The sequence below is a fragment of the Olivibacter sp. CPCC 100613 genome (genome assembly GCF_036959255.1).
Classification (GTDB): Bacteria; Bacteroidota; Bacteroidia; order Sphingobacteriales; family Sphingobacteriaceae; genus Olivibacter.
The window spans coordinates 212,904-226,527 of record NZ_JAWMTI010000006.1; the positions used below are offsets into that span (position 1 = coordinate 212,904).

Genomic DNA, 13,624 nt, shown 5'->3' on the forward strand with positions numbered 1-13,624 from the left:
CTTTACAATACATAGGTGTTAGAAAATTTATCCTTTATCCTTTTGTCGTGCGTAGCGATCAGTAAACTTGCGCCATAAAGTGCCGCTTGCTCCGACAAAAGTGCGATAACGGCCTCAGCATTCCGGTCGTCCAGTGCCGAAGTGGGTTCATCAGCTACCAGCAATCGAGGTCGATTTACTAAAGCCCTGGCAATCGCTGCGCGCTGCAATTGCCCTTGGCTAAGCTCGAGCGGATAGTTTCTTGCTTGATCAGTAAGGTTGAGTCTTTCCAACAGCACCATCAAATCCTTCGCATTTTCTTCTCGCCCGAGCAGCCAACGAGCCATTTTAAGATTCTCCAGCAGGGTTAGACTTTTGATGAGATGCGCCTGCTGAAAAATCAATCCTACCTGTTCACCGCGGAAACGGTCTATCTCTTTCATGGATAACGCATAAATATCCACACCCGCCAGCTTTACAGTACCCGATGCAGGCTTTAACAAACCCGATAGTACATGTAGCAAAGTCGTTTTTCCACTGCCTGAATCACCAAGCACCAAACAATGTGCTCCTCTTTCAAGGGTAAATGACGGAAATGATAAGCGCAACCCGTTCTTAAACCTCACTTCGATACCATCATGCGCGATCAAGGCCTTCATTCTGCTCCTTGTTTATCCTCATTTATGCAGGCAGCACAGTGGTAAGGTCTATTTAGCTTCCAGTTTAAAAAATGAGCGCCCGCAATGGCGAAACCACCCAAGGGCACCAGTACCGGTTCCAACTCATGCAAACCCAACAAATGCGCTCCGAAAATCAGTATAAAACCGATGATAAGCAGTAGCAGTGGCGCTAATTTACGGTGATACTTTACATAAGATGGAATAAGTGATGTCACACCAATCAGTACAGATAAGGCGATTACACTGATTTCCACCCATGGACTGGAAAGAAACTCAAGCCCAATTAGGGGCAATAACGTAATAACAAAAGGCATTAATGCACAGTGAATAGCACATAATACCGATGCTGTGATACCAATTCGATCCATTTTTCCCAACAAACTTACTTTCATGATTTCCCTCGTTTAATTAATGAATAAATGCAATTGTGTTGCAAATTAACAAAGCATTCTTTAGATTTGCAACATAATTGCATTAAAATGATACCACAAGATTTTGAAACCTGGCATGATTGCATTACTAAAAAATGCGGTATAACATTGCGTGTAGATTTTGTAAAAAGTCGGTTGGCCATCTACAGACAGCGCGAACATCCCGAAACAAGCGAATTTATCCGACTATACGGAATGGACCATTACCAGCAAATCGTATCCTGGTTTGAAAGGGTAGAAAAGCAGTTGTAGGTTTTTGAACGAAGGCTTATTCCGAAACATGGAACATAAAAATTTATATATGAACATAAAAAAATTGCCCGTCACGGTGCTGAGTGGCTTTTTGGGTGCTGGCAAAACCACACTGTTAAACCATGTATTGCACAACAAAGAGAACCTAAAAGTTGCTGTGATTGTGAACGACATGAGTGAAGTCAACATTGATGCGCAAATGGTAAGTCGCGAAAACGTATTATCCAGAACAGAGGAAAAACTGGTTGAAATGAGCAATGGTTGTATCTGCTGTACCCTACGAGAAGACCTGGTTATCGAGGTGGAAAAGCTGGCAAGAGAGAATCGCTTCGATTATCTCCTGATCGAGAGCACCGGTATTTCGGAGCCCATACCTGTTGCACAAACCTGGAGCTATATAGATGAGCAGCAAGGAATTGACCTGAGCGCTTTCAGTTACATTGACACCATGGTTACCGTTGTGGACTGTTTTAATTTCTTTAAAGACTTCGGTACTCAGGAAACATTGCTTGATCGTTCGCTCACCGATGATGCCCATGACAGTCGAACAATCGTTAACCTGCTCACCGATCAGTTGGAGTTCGCCAATGTTGTCATGCTCAACAAAACCGATCTTGTCTCAGAAAAAACTGTTGGAACTTTGGAAGCGGCCATCAGGCAATTGAATCCTGGTGCCCGCATTATCCGATCATCTTTTGGCGCTGTTGATCCGATGGCTATTTTAAATACCGGTCTTTTCAATTTTGAAGAAGCCTCCGGTGCTGCGGGTTGGAAAAAAGAGCTGGAGAATGAACACGTACCCGAAACAGAAGAATATGGAATCTCTTCCTTTGTCTTCCGATCGCCAAAACCCTTTCATCCTACCCGCTGGTATAATTATCTTAACCGAGATTATCCAAATTCCATTATTCGGGCGAAAGGGTTATTCTGGTTAGCATCCCGGCCCGATAAAGCCATTAACTTCAGTCAGGCCGGCGGCAGCCTTCGCATTGAAAGTGCCGGTAGCTGGTGGTGCAGTATGCCTTACGAGGAAAGAATTCAGTATGCCTCCTATCACGAATTTAAAGATGAAATAGAGAAAAGGTGGAACAAACATTGGGGTGACCGACAGAACGAACTCGTATTTATCGGGCAATACCTCGATCAGAAAACCTGCCTGGAAGAAATTGAACGCTGCCTACTTACCGATGCCGAAGCGCTCGAATGGAAAGACCGGTTATGGGAGGATGCCTTCCCCCGGAATATATGATATGCTGTTTGTGTTTGGTTTGAATGCCGGGCCCCGGTCCGGCGTTCTTTTATGAATACCTATGTTATCTAACAAGCTGTTTTAACCCTGGGTTGGACTATTCTTGATGCGCTCAGGTTACAAGATCTTTTTACAAACCACGACCAGCTTTCCTTCGTGAAAAACGAGTAAATTTCCGTCTTTATCTACCTCATAGGCATCCTCCGGGCTATCCAAGCTAACGTAATGATTGCCGTTTCGTTTGATTTCCGTGGCATAAGGACTCACCACCGGTTGATCACTTACCTGCAGCTTTTCGCCTTTAAAGGCAACCGGCTGGATAAAAACACGTTGTTGACGTGCAATCACTTGATAAGCAATATTTGCCCCTTCCGGTGATTTAATGGTTTCGTCAAACCACACCCCCAATAAATGCGTGGAATCGGCCGAACTCAACGCTACTTGCCCTGCCGTATCTCGCTGATTCGGTTGAACAATCGGTTTATCTTCCACCGTGGAAGTTTTAGGCGGCTGCTTTTGCGTACAAGATAACATAGCTGAACCGATGGCAATTAACCATAATAACCTATTAAATCCGCGGGTATATTTCATCAATTTTAAACGTTAAGCTCCTTGCGAAGATGAGCGCAACAAAGTTACAAATAATTAGTTGATTCCATTAGTTATGGCGCGATTACATTTAATTATCTGTCCAAATTTCCCGATTAAAAAGTCCGGATCCCCCCCTTTCTTATTCTCGATTGGGTAGTACATTTGTTTAACAGCAAGTGGAAAGACATCGCATGGATTAAATTACATAGCAATCTTTTAATCGAATGCTGTGTAAAAAAATGAAAGGAGAAACAAAATGGCAGACAATAGCGCAAGAAAAATGATCTCAGCAATGCAAGTATCTCTCGACGGCTTCATTGAAGATCTGGATGGTAAAACAGATTGGGTTGAATCGTGGGCCGATGCAATCCAACTGATCGATAACATTGACACGTTTCTTTTGGGAGGAAATATGTATCCCGGCTATGGTGAATATTGGGAATCGATTTACCTGGATCCCCAATGCATCCCACCCAATCCGGAAGTTCCATCACAACAAGGGCGACTTCCTTCGAGCAGTGAGATCGCTTATGCCCGATTTGCAGCGCAGACCCCGCATCTGGTACTCTCTACTACACTTAATACCATAACATGGCCCAAAGCACAAATCGTTCGAAACCTCGCTGAAGTGCGGGCATTCAAAAACACACCGGGGAAAAACACGTATGTTGTTGGCGGAGGAGGCTTGGTGGCCAGCCTTATGAACGCAGACTTAATCGACGAGTTATGGTTGATCGTTCACCCCGTAGTAATTGGTAACGGCAAAGCACTCTTTAAAGGGATAAAAAAGCACTCACTCGAGCTTATACAGGCGCAACCGGGCAAAAACGGGCAGGTAATTCTGACTTATCGAACTTGAATCGATTATTTTTAAAAATTCACCGTCTATATGCCTATTTAGACCGCCGCTTACTAAGGTTGCCCTTTTTCTATCAGATCATTCGCAAGTTTCAGGTGCTTTCTAATAATCGGAATATTTTTATTGGCAAAAGCCTGGAGTTGAACATCCTTGCCGTGCGCACCTATCTGGTCGAACAAAGATACAGCTGTTTTATGGTCTTGGATCATCAACTGTAAAAAAGCCCGATCGAATTCAGCTGTCGGAATAGCTGCGAGGCTATCCATCTTTTGTTGATGACTGTCATCTAACTTCTCAGGGAATTGGATGTCCCGTTGCGAAACGACATCCTTTAAATCTTTAGCCAATTGCTGATGATGCTTTACCAGTATCCTTCCAAAATTTTGTATTGCGGTGTCTTTAGACTTTTCCCCGGCCATTTTTCCGGCCGCAACTTCGAGCATACCCGACAGCGCGATGGACTTCACAAAGTTTTGATCCGCCGACCCCAATTGAGCCGAGTCTAGCTCCTTCTTTTGTTGGATAGAATCCGCTGTACTCAAAGATTCTCCTTTGTATTTATTCCGCTGTTGCTGATTGCAAGCAACAAGGGAAATAAGAAGCGCTATAACGAGTAAATATTTCATTTTCTTTTTATTGGTACATAGACAACGTTACGAGAAAAAGAATGTTTAGATTTTTTCGAAACCGCCATTTTAATTGTATCACGTTATCCTGTTTTGTGCGACTGAAGGAAACAAACGCTAATATTGGTCGCTACTTTCCAATACCAGAAACAAACCCTCCATAACAGTGTTTAATTAAAAGTTAGGGAGAATAGATGTTATTAAATATAGAGCAAAATGGCAAATTTCAAGAATCCACACACGAAATATCCAGTACCACCGTTTCCTAAGCAGCAACAAGAGGTACCTGGAACGGAAAGCAAAATGAAACCCCAGGCGGACCATGGTGAAGAGAGCTATCAAGGCTTTGGAAGATTAAAAGGCGCTAAGGCCATCATTACCGGTGGCGATTCCGGAATTGGCCGCGCCGTTGCCATCGCCTACGCACGGGAAGGAGCCGATGTACTCATTTCGTATGGTTACGACGTAGAAGATAAAGATGCATCGGATACAGCCAAAATTGTAAAGGAAGCAGGTGTCCAGGTTATTTTATCCAAAGGAGATATCCAAGACGAGCGATATTGCAATGAGATCATCAAAACAGCTCTTAACGAATTCGGCCAGATTGATATTTTGGTCAATAACGCTGCCTACCAAATGGCAAACACCTCTTTGGAAGACATAACACAAGCGAACTGGGATCGGACATTTTCTACCAATATTCGGAGTATGTTCTTTTTGAGCAAAGCAGCGGTACCGCACATGAAACCCGGCAGTTCCATTATTAACACCGCTTCCGTAAATTCATACCATCCAAATGCCGTATTACTTGATTATGCAGCCTCCAAAGGTGCCATTCAGAACTTTACGGCAAATTTGGCCCAAATGCTATTGGAGCAAGATAAAGGGATACGTGTTAACGCTGTTGCACCTGGCCCGGTTTGGACACCACTCATTCCTTCAACCATGCCCGAGCCCGAAAAATTTGGTGCGAACAGTCCGATAAAAAGACCCGCTCAGCCCGTTGAAATTGCACCTGCTTACGTCTTTTTAGCATCCGATGAAAGTAGCTATATTGCGGGTGCCACCATTGCCGTAACAGGTGGTAAAATTGCCATTTAAAGGCCGTAGCTACACGTAACAAATAATCATCATTAAGGTAAATATTTATCGGATCAGTCGGATTGAAAGGGAAGGGACCATCGAACAATAAACCAAGCATTTCAAAATGGAGAGAAACTATTGAAAATGCGGTTAGGCAGCTTAGAATTGATCCTTTAGAGCTTCGGAAGACAGGTATTGATCACTTTTTTCATGAATTGCAAGCGTATCTGACGGCGCTTGAGGCGGAAAATGAAAAGTTACATCGCGTTATTGAACAGTTAGAAGAAGAGAAAATACGCTTTGCAGCAACAAAGGAGCATATGGACCTAGCTCTGGAAGCACAAAAGTATGTAACCGCTGCAACGCTTCGTGCAGAGGAAAACGAAAGGAGACGGATCAGCGAGTGGCTGCATGATAGTGTAAGTCAACTCCTATATGCCATCAATGTGAAAGTAGACCGTCTTCATAACGAAAACGGTAAACAAGAAGCAATAAGAAGTATCCAAAAGTTATTAACCCAAGCCATCCGCGAAACGCGTAATATATCTTTCGAACTTGCCCCTTCTATTTTAGCCGATTTTGGACTACCCACGACACTGGAAGACCTGGCTTCTCGATTAAGCTCTACCGAAACACAGATAGACAGTCAGATAATCGGTTTTGACGAACGTTTGGATTTACGCCTGGAAAGCAGCGTTTTCCGAATTGTACAAGAGCTGGTTAATAATTGCATGAAGCATGCAACGGCAAACAAAGTCAGGATTTCTGTTAAAAAAAGCCATTCGATCGAAATCACCGTACGTGATAATGGAAAAGGTTTTAATATTGCGGACCCCGTCATTTTTTCAAAAGGTACCGGATTAAGCAGCATTAGAAATCGCATCAGTTTATACGATGGCACGTTACACATCGATTCGAAGCCGGGGCTTGGAACAACCGTTCGCATTTTTCTTTCCCCGTAGTTAGATACACCGATTAATCCAAATTTCACCTTATCTAGAAAGGCAATACCTTGGGCAAGCAAAAGTAAAAGTCACATCCAATATCATCTTCGCAGGTCAGCCACATCTTCCCCCCATGTCTTTTAATAATTTCATTGGATACATAAAGGCCTATTCCCATGCCTGCAGTTTGATTTTCATGTTCCGGAATCCGAAAGAAACGCCCAAATATCTTTTTGTGGTACTTACGCGGTATTCCTTTCCCTTGGTCTTTTACTTTCACAATAAAAAAACGGGGATCTTCCTTTAATAAGACGGTTATCCTACTTGATTTAGGCGAGTATTTAACGGCATTGGTCAATAAATTGATTACCACTTGCTCGACTCGTATTCGATCAGCATTTATAAGAGATTCCAGGCAATTCGTTTCATACACAATTTCGTGTGAATTAAAAACAATATCCATATGATGGATGCAGTCTAGCAGCAGTGTTTCCAAGTTAAAGATACTCGGCTTAATCAGTAGTTTTTTACTTTTAAGTTTGGCTACGTCCAAAAGCTCTCCCATCAAATCGTACAATTTGTCAATTTGCTGCATCGCACGCTGTTTCATTAATTGACGATGATTTTCATCCTTCTTCGCATCCATACTCTGCATGTACCATTTTAGAACCATCAGCGGAGTTTTGAGCTCATGACTAGCTGTCATCAAAAAATCATCTTTAAACTTATTAAGCGCTTCTAAGCGATGCCTATAAGTTTCCATTTGTTGATTGATTTGCGTCTGCACAGTAATATCTCGCACAATCTTGGAGGCACCCACCACTTGCCCTTGGCTATTGACGATCGGTGAAATAGTCAGCGATACCGGAATCTCAGAACCATTTGCATGTAGCCTGGTGGTTTCAAAAGGGGCAACATGTTCTCCCCTACTAATCTTCTCTAAGATAAGTCGCTGTTCATCGATTCTAGACGCGGGAGTTAATACTCGGATGTTTTGGTCCAGCATATCTTCTTCAGCATAGCCAAACAATTTTTCAGCCGCCTTATTCCAGCTCATAATGCGGCCATCCAAGGTCTTGCTAATAATGGCATCATCAGAAGAATTCACGATAGCTGCAAGTGTTGCCATTTTTAATTCATCTTGATCATGCTTATCCGCAGATGTTCCTAGGAATCCCATTTCAACACTTTTTTTATTATTGTTTACCGCTCGGGATTTATTCTTTTGTGTTTTTTCCGATACAATAGTCTTTAAGTGCTCAAGATTTTTTTCCATGAGATATTCAATGCGCAATTTCACCTGTTTGCAATTGCAAATTTAACATTTGGTGCCTGAAAAAGTTTGTTGCCGTGTGCGGACAATAACGGATTAGCTGCGAAAATATGTGCAATTAATTCGCTGTCTTTTTCCATTGAAATAACCCGGAAACTTTTTGTTGAATGACCATATAAATACAGCCTACTGACCCAAGCTCACCTAGCCCGTTCGGGTACCTCATTACGCACAAAGCAATAAAAAGAAAGATAATTAAGCATGGTAAATATCGTATTGATGGATGATCACCAAGTTGTAAGGCAAGGAATTAAGTTAATATACTGCGGTGCACTTTATAGTCAACACGATGAAAAATTACAAACGCAATTCATCACCGAACAAAAAAAGCAAAGGAACTGTTACCATTGCAATAAGGTTTCATTGAACACCTTGAAAGGAAAATAATTTATGTAGTGATGATCAATATTATTTTAGTAGATGACCACCATATCGTACGTCAAGGAATCACGTCGCTGCTTGAGCTCGAATCGGATTTGACCGTCATTGGGGAAACGGACGAGCAGACCGAAATGAATAAACTATTACAAGACAATCCGATAGACATTGTTATGCTCGACATTAATATGCCAGGGACGGACGGAATTACCTTAACAAAAGATATTAAGCGCCAATTCCCTGCCACAAAAGTCATTATATTAACCATGATGGATCATGAAAAATATGTTGCGCAAGCTTTTGAGGCAGGAGCAAATGCCTATTTGATAAAAAATGTCAGTCGGGACGAATTACTATTTGCCATTCGATTTGTCACCCAAGACGAACAATACATTTGCTCGGAAATTACGATGAAATTATTAAAACAAGCGATTAAAACCTTACCGGTTAGTGCAACCGCCCATGATTTAAATATCAATGCCCGAGAAATGGAGGTTTTAGCACTTACAGCAGATGGTTTCACCAACCAAGAAATTGCTGAACGATTATATACCAGCAAACGTACCGTAGAAGGACACAGACAAAGCCTGATTGAGAAAACCGGGGTAAGGAATACGGCTGCTTTGATCAAATATGCTTTTCAAACAGGTTTACTTAACTAACCATAATTAACGTATTTACCGCAGTAAAAAACACGTATTTATACGTCAGCACGGTAAATTTTAATTCCTAGCTTTGATTTGTCAGGTATTCATGGCAGCTCTGGCTGACCTCTGTAATTAATTGTTAATTAAATAAAGCTCAAAAAAAATGAAAAATAAATTAGCAATTGCTGATAATAATACGATCCGCCGCGATGGAATCCAGGCAATTTTACAACAGGAAGATTTTGAGGTTATTTATGCCCATAGCTGTCACGAAATGTTGCATGAACAGCTAAAAGAAGTTGATATATTAATTTGGGGAGTAGATACCGATCTTCCGATCAAGCAAGAACTGATTCATAAATTGAGCGGTCCATTTCACCATATAAAAATAATTGTTATGGACCATAATTGCAGTTTAAAAGCAGCTATGGGAGCAATTTCCGCAGGTGCAGATGCCTATATTACGGATATGGTGCAAAAAGAGGAATTGCTCTTCGCTATAAAATATGTGCTCCAGGGGAAAAAATATATTGATCCCACCTTTACCATGAATTTATTTACGAAACTGAGCGGCTTTGAAGAGCACATCAGCCAACTGAATACAGATTTGACACTTTCTGAAAGAGAAACAGAAGTCTTGAACATGATGGTTTGCGGATACGGCAATAAAGAAATGGCCTATAAGCTATTTACAACCAAGCGTAACATCGAAGATCTCCGTCAGAATCTGATTACTAAAACGGGCGCCAAAGATAACCTGAGTTTAATTCTTTACCGTTTACATCAAGAATTTATTACAAACTAAACATTTCATACCCTTATCACGTTGAACCCTTGCATGGAAGTGCCAGGGTTCTTTTTATCAATTGCTTATGGATAAGCAATTTTCCCAAGGAAAAAATTAAGGTACATTCCTTGCTTTAATACAAAAAAGATTTAAAGGACGAACAGATGCCCATACTAGCTATCATCATTTCCGGTATCGTTGGAACACTCGTTATGACGGGAATCATCTTTTTTATTTCCCTCGTCAATAACAAAGCCATGAAAGTTCCCCAACTATTAGGAACCCTCATCACCTTCAGTACAACGCCGGATGGAGGGCTATGTCGTACCCCTCGATGCCTTTCAATTGGTACCATGGCGCACTATGGAATGGGTATTTTGTTTATCTTCTGTTACTATCTATTATGGCAGTTAGGCATCGGAAAACCTACCGTACTATATGCGCTCATCTTTGGAGCCTTTCATGGTATCTTAGCCGTCCTTATTTGGTGGTTATTTTTCAAGATACATCCTCATCCTCCAAAGCTTAATTTACCGGATTACCTGCTGAGTATATTGGTCGGTCATCTATTTTTTGCCTTAAGTGGTATCATTTGCTTCAATATGATAAATCAACTGATCAATATCGGCGAAATACAACCCTAGCAAACAACTGTATCTTTTAGGTTGTTTGATAGCTAACAGCAAGTTTCATGTCAGATTCGAATCATAACGAATTAAAAAGAAAAGAGATAAAATATGTCGAATAAAAGTTTTTTCGAGAAATTTTCAGATAAGATAACCAATTGGACCGGAAGCTCCGGCGCGTTCTTCACGGCTGCCGGTATCGTGCTGGTATGGGGTATATCAGGGCCTATTTTCGGCTATTCAGACACTTGGCAATTGGTTATTAATACCGGCACCACCATCGTCACCTTTTTAATGGTTTTTTTAATTCAGAAAAGCCAAAATAAAGACTCGAAAGCGATTCAGCTCAAACTAAATGAATTGGTTGCCGCTAATAAAAAAGCCAGCAACCGAATGGTAGACGTGGAGGATTTCACGGAAGAGGAGCTTGATCTCTTACACAAATTTTATGAAAAGTTAGCTGAAAGGGCAAAGGCAGAGAACGATATTCATCGTTCACATTCCATAGACCATGCCGAGGAACTACATCAATCGAAAAAGACAAAATAGTAGAACCTTATATTACTTATTTCGTTTCGTGAACAGTGCTAATTGCGAAGCCATTGTTTGAGCGGTATCCCCATATTCTTTTTGGTAGATGTTCAACAATGTCGTCTTTGGAGTGTCAGCCTTTTTTGCATGTGCTTCGTTCTGTACACTTAAACTGCTAAAGGGTGGAACAAACATCCCCAGGCCATTGACAAAATTCGAGAGGGAACCGATGATGTGTTGCGAACCGTCGGAATCACCGGTAATGATAATACCGACAGCCTTATTCGCCAAAGGTGACGGCGTTCCGGACATGATGATATCATTTACTTCGTCCAACCGCTCGATTACCTTTTGCGTCTCCGATGAAAAGTTACCCCACCATATTGGCGTCGCAAATATAATTATATCAGCTACTGTAAGTTTTTCATAAATGGATGGCCAATCATCATCTCTATCCATATGGATGTACGTACCGGGTATTATTGTATAGTCAATGGTTTTGATTACTTCAACATCGACTTCTTGTGCTTCCAAATAAGGCGTAAAGAATTCCACGAGCGTTTCCGTATTGGATACTCCGGTTGACTTTAGGGTTGTTAATAAAATAATTGCTTTCATAAGACTTTCATTTTTTAGTGTTCGTAGTCATATCAATATATTGCAGACCTTGACCATAACCATACGAATATGCTGCCAAGGCGAATGGGTAAATCATAGCGTGATTTTAGCGCGAAGGATGACTCAATATGTCCGGTTTATTGGAATCGTTCGTTTACAAAAAAAAACAACACGCCCTATTCGTGATCCATATAACTAGCTACAGCCATCGCTCCAAAAGCTTGGCTTGTTAAACTAGGCCCTAGACCAGCAGCCAGCAATAAGCATAACCGGATAACCTGATGGAGTGCGTTTCTGTATCAACTGTACAAAGATCAGACTTAGTCAAAATTTCCACCGGCTTTGACATTGGTTTACCTTTTATAGAATAGCTTGATGAAGTGCTCGATATATTATGCAATATAATCAACTGTGAATTATGCAATTCGTAGCTGTAGGCAAGAATATTTTTAGTAGCTAACTGTTGAGCCTGAAAATGCCCCTTCGTAAAATAGGAAATGTAATGCGTCCTCAACCTTAGTAGCAATTTCGTCGTCGATAGCAATGATCCCGGTGCAGCTAATTGTTTCTTTACATTGACCTTATCATAAGCAAAGGGGCCTTGATCGATGATCGGATAGTTGAGAGCCCGCGGCATACAAGTCGAAAATCCGCCATGCCGTTCGTTACTCCACTGCATTACCGTGCGGACGCTAAGCCTTTCGGGTAGCGATAAATCCTCTCCCATACCGATCTCATCACCATAGCGAATAACAGGCACCCCGGGGAGTGAACATAAGATACTAGATGTAAGTTCCATGAAAAGATGATTAGCTGAAAACATGGGTGCCGGCCGACGTCGGATACCTCGGTTGTAAATAAGCATCCTTTTTTCAGGTGCAAATTTTTCATATACCTGAAAGCGCTCCTTTTTCGTTAATTGCTCCAAATCCAATTCATCATGATTTCGGATAAAATTCAGAAGACTCCCTAGATGGATAGCCCCCTCAAGCTCATTTAACGCTTTTAGTACCGGTTTCGCTTTTTCAGAAGCGAGTGTTAAAAAAAGATAATTATTGAGATAAAAATTAAAGATCGCATTGAGCTTCAACTTTTCATCTACAAAATATTTGTATTTTCTTGGTTTTACGTCCGTTTCTCCTATTAAGACTTTGTCATCTCCAAACTCCTTCATTATTTCCCTCCATCGGCAAAGTAACTTAAATGGATCATCTTTAAATTTATTATCCCCTTTGTTTTGAAGTACGTGAGGCACAGCATCTATTCGGAAACCGTCGATTCCCTTCGACATCCAAAAGCGAATAATTTGTTCTATGCTATATTGTACTTCCGGATTTGTGGCATTTAAATCGGGTTCGTGATAGTAGAACGTATGGTAATAATAGCGTTGTGCGTGTTTATTCCAACGCCAATTACTGGCTTCCACACCTTCAAACATCACCTCCTTTTTATGTTTAGCCGGTTTTCTTTTACGCCAGATATAATAATTGACATAATTGTTATGTTTACTTTCTGAAGCATGTTGAAACCAAGGGTGTTGGTTACTCGTATGGTTAATAACGAGGTCAATGATTATTCTGAGATCGAGTTTTTTACATTCTTTAATTAAGGCAGCAAAATGATATTCTGTTCCCAATTCGTTTGCGATGGCGTAGTAATCGGCCACATCATAACCCCCATCTCTTTCCGGCGACTTATAAAAAGGGGCTAACCAGATACAAGTTATGCCCAAATCTTTCAGATAACTTAATTTGGAAATCAGTCCGTTTATATCACCGATACCATCGCCATCACTATCTTTAAATGTTCTGATATCCAGCGAATAGAGAATAGCTTCCTTGAGCCAGGTAGGGTTTTCGTTTTCCATGTATTGTGCTTATCGGTACAACTTCAAAAGATCGTTACAACCAATAAACATCATTCAGCCCTCGTTGTTCTATCTTACGTAGCGTTAACGTTAGAACAAACAGAAAGCCTTGGCCAATTTATACAACCGAGCGAAGCGCATAA

At 41.3% G+C, this 13,624-nt stretch carries 16 protein-coding genes; 9 read left to right on the top strand and 7 right to left on the bottom strand.

Translation table 11 applies throughout. From position 1 onward, the window contains the following. Positions 1-2: 2 nt before the first annotated feature. Positions 3-638, bottom strand: a complete 636-nt coding sequence (locus RYH73_RS19000) for an ABC transporter ATP-binding protein (RefSeq protein WP_335315054.1) — start codon at positions 636-638, stop codon at positions 3-5. Continuing rightward, the gene (locus tag RYH73_RS19005) at positions 635-1,051 is read right to left on the bottom strand and encodes a MerC domain-containing protein (RefSeq protein ID WP_335315055.1); all 417 of its coding nucleotides are present in this window, start codon (positions 1,049-1,051) and stop codon (positions 635-637) included. Before RYH73_RS19005 ends, RYH73_RS19000 begins: the two co-directional genes overlap by 4 nt. Before the next feature lie 87 nt (positions 1,052-1,138). On the opposite strand from RYH73_RS19005, the gene RYH73_RS19010 reads away from it, so the two are divergent. Continuing rightward, positions 1,139-1,342 carry a hypothetical protein gene (locus tag RYH73_RS19010; RefSeq protein WP_335315056.1) on the top strand — a complete coding sequence of 68 codons (204 nt, stop codon included), beginning with the start codon at positions 1,139-1,141 and terminating at the stop codon, positions 1,340-1,342. 49 nt (positions 1,343-1,391) lie between these two features. Then, positions 1,392-2,591 (top strand): GTP-binding protein, encoded by a 1,200-nt coding sequence (locus RYH73_RS19015; protein WP_335315057.1) that lies wholly within the window; start codon positions 1,392-1,394, stop codon positions 2,589-2,591. 117 nt (positions 2,592-2,708) lie between these two features. Here RYH73_RS19015 and RYH73_RS19020 read toward each other — a convergent pair whose 3' ends face one another. Continuing rightward, a complete protein-coding gene (locus tag RYH73_RS19020) occupies positions 2,709-3,182 on the bottom strand; it encodes a hypothetical protein (protein ID WP_335315058.1) in 474 nt (157 codons plus the stop codon). Between the two features lie 280 nt (positions 3,183-3,462). Here RYH73_RS19020 and RYH73_RS19025 point away from each other — a divergent pair, with 280 nt between their 5' ends. Beyond that, a complete protein-coding gene (locus RYH73_RS19025) occupies positions 3,463-4,041 on the top strand; it encodes a dihydrofolate reductase family protein (RefSeq protein WP_335315165.1) in 579 nt (192 codons plus the stop codon). A gap of 53 nt (positions 4,042-4,094) precedes the next feature. On the opposite strand, the gene RYH73_RS19030 is transcribed toward RYH73_RS19025, so the two are convergent. Continuing rightward, entirely contained in the window at positions 4,095-4,667 is a 573-nt protein-coding gene (locus RYH73_RS19030) for a DUF4142 domain-containing protein (RefSeq protein ID WP_335315059.1), read from the bottom strand. 216 nt (positions 4,668-4,883) lie between these two features. On the opposite strand from RYH73_RS19030, the gene RYH73_RS19035 reads away from it, so the two are divergent. Together RYH73_RS19035 and RYH73_RS19040 are read left to right on the top strand one after the other, a co-directional pair. Beyond that, positions 4,884-5,768 (top strand): SDR family oxidoreductase, encoded by an 885-nt coding sequence (locus RYH73_RS19035; protein WP_335315060.1) that lies wholly within the window; start codon positions 4,884-4,886, stop codon positions 5,766-5,768. Positions 5,769-5,830: 62 nt separating this feature from the next. Further along, positions 5,831-6,712 carry a sensor histidine kinase gene (locus RYH73_RS19040; RefSeq protein WP_335315061.1) on the top strand — a complete coding sequence of 294 codons (882 nt, stop codon included), beginning with the start codon at positions 5,831-5,833 and terminating at the stop codon, positions 6,710-6,712. Positions 6,713-6,746: 34 nt separating this feature from the next. On the opposite strand, the gene RYH73_RS19045 is transcribed toward RYH73_RS19040, so the two are convergent. Further along, positions 6,747-7,970: a PAS domain-containing sensor histidine kinase gene (locus tag RYH73_RS19045; protein WP_335315062.1), complete on the bottom strand. Its 1,224-nt coding sequence runs from the start codon at positions 7,968-7,970 to the stop codon at positions 6,747-6,749. A 455-nt stretch (positions 7,971-8,425) separates the two neighbouring features. On the opposite strand from RYH73_RS19045, the gene RYH73_RS19050 reads away from it, so the two are divergent. From RYH73_RS19050 to RYH73_RS19065, 4 genes are all read left to right on the top strand, one after another. Continuing rightward, positions 8,426-9,067, top strand: coding sequence for a response regulator transcription factor (locus RYH73_RS19050; protein ID WP_335315063.1), 642 nt, complete (start codon positions 8,426-8,428; stop codon positions 9,065-9,067). Positions 9,068-9,215: 148 nt separating this feature from the next. Continuing rightward, positions 9,216-9,857, top strand: a complete 642-nt coding sequence (locus tag RYH73_RS19055) for a response regulator transcription factor (protein ID WP_335315064.1) — start codon at positions 9,216-9,218, stop codon at positions 9,855-9,857. 146 nt (positions 9,858-10,003) lie between these two features. Further along, entirely contained in the window at positions 10,004-10,483 is a 480-nt protein-coding gene (locus RYH73_RS19060; protein ID WP_335315065.1) for a hypothetical protein, read from the top strand. A 93-nt stretch (positions 10,484-10,576) separates the two neighbouring features. After that, a complete protein-coding gene (locus RYH73_RS19065; protein WP_335315066.1) occupies positions 10,577-11,014 on the top strand; it encodes a low affinity iron permease family protein in 438 nt (145 codons plus the stop codon). Between the two features lie 12 nt (positions 11,015-11,026). Here the strand turns inward: RYH73_RS19065 and RYH73_RS19070 are convergent, their stop codons facing one another. Together RYH73_RS19070 and RYH73_RS19075 are read right to left on the bottom strand one after the other, a co-directional pair. Continuing rightward, a complete protein-coding gene (locus tag RYH73_RS19070) occupies positions 11,027-11,614 on the bottom strand; it encodes a flavodoxin family protein (RefSeq protein ID WP_335315067.1) in 588 nt (195 codons plus the stop codon). A gap of 241 nt (positions 11,615-11,855) precedes the next feature. After that, on the bottom strand, positions 11,856-13,481 hold the full coding sequence (locus RYH73_RS19075; RefSeq protein WP_335315068.1) for an alpha-amylase family glycosyl hydrolase: 1,626 nt from the start codon (positions 13,479-13,481) through the stop codon (positions 11,856-11,858). Positions 13,482-13,624: the final 143 nt, after the last annotated feature.

Excerpts from the sequence above, each read along its gene's own strand:
- RYH73_RS19000 (WP_335315054.1), bottom strand. The coding sequence starts at position 638 with ATGAAGGCCTTGATCGCGCATGATGGTATCGAAGTGAGGTTTAAGAAC.
- RYH73_RS19050 (WP_335315063.1), top strand. The coding sequence starts at position 8,426 with ATGATCAATATTATTTTAGTAGATGACCACCATATCGTACGTCAAGGA.
- RYH73_RS19005 (WP_335315055.1), bottom strand. The coding sequence starts at position 1,051 with ATGAAAGTAAGTTTGTTGGGAAAAATGGATCGAATTGGTATCACAGCA.
- RYH73_RS19015 (WP_335315057.1), top strand. The coding sequence starts at position 1,392 with ATGAACATAAAAAAATTGCCCGTCACGGTGCTGAGTGGCTTTTTGGGT.
- RYH73_RS19035 (WP_335315060.1), top strand. The coding sequence starts at position 4,884 with ATGGCAAATTTCAAGAATCCACACACGAAATATCCAGTACCACCGTTT.
- RYH73_RS19065 (WP_335315066.1), top strand. The coding sequence starts at position 10,577 with ATGTCGAATAAAAGTTTTTTCGAGAAATTTTCAGATAAGATAACCAAT.
- RYH73_RS19075 (WP_335315068.1), bottom strand. The coding sequence starts at position 13,481 with ATGGAAAACGAAAACCCTACCTGGCTCAAGGAAGCTATTCTCTATTCG.
- RYH73_RS19060 (WP_335315065.1), top strand. The coding sequence starts at position 10,004 with ATGCCCATACTAGCTATCATCATTTCCGGTATCGTTGGAACACTCGTT.
- RYH73_RS19055 (WP_335315064.1), top strand. The coding sequence starts at position 9,216 with ATGAAAAATAAATTAGCAATTGCTGATAATAATACGATCCGCCGCGAT.
- RYH73_RS19030 (WP_335315059.1), bottom strand. The coding sequence starts at position 4,667 with ATGAAATATTTACTCGTTATAGCGCTTCTTATTTCCCTTGTTGCTTGC.
- RYH73_RS19020 (WP_335315058.1), bottom strand. The coding sequence starts at position 3,182 with ATGAAATATACCCGCGGATTTAATAGGTTATTATGGTTAATTGCCATC.
- RYH73_RS19070 (WP_335315067.1), bottom strand. The coding sequence starts at position 11,614 with ATGAAAGCAATTATTTTATTAACAACCCTAAAGTCAACCGGAGTATCC.
- RYH73_RS19025 (WP_335315165.1), top strand. The coding sequence starts at position 3,463 with ATGATCTCAGCAATGCAAGTATCTCTCGACGGCTTCATTGAAGATCTG.
- RYH73_RS19045 (WP_335315062.1), bottom strand. The coding sequence starts at position 7,970 with ATGGAAAAAAATCTTGAGCACTTAAAGACTATTGTATCGGAAAAAACA.
- RYH73_RS19010 (WP_335315056.1), top strand. The coding sequence starts at position 1,139 with ATGATACCACAAGATTTTGAAACCTGGCATGATTGCATTACTAAAAAA.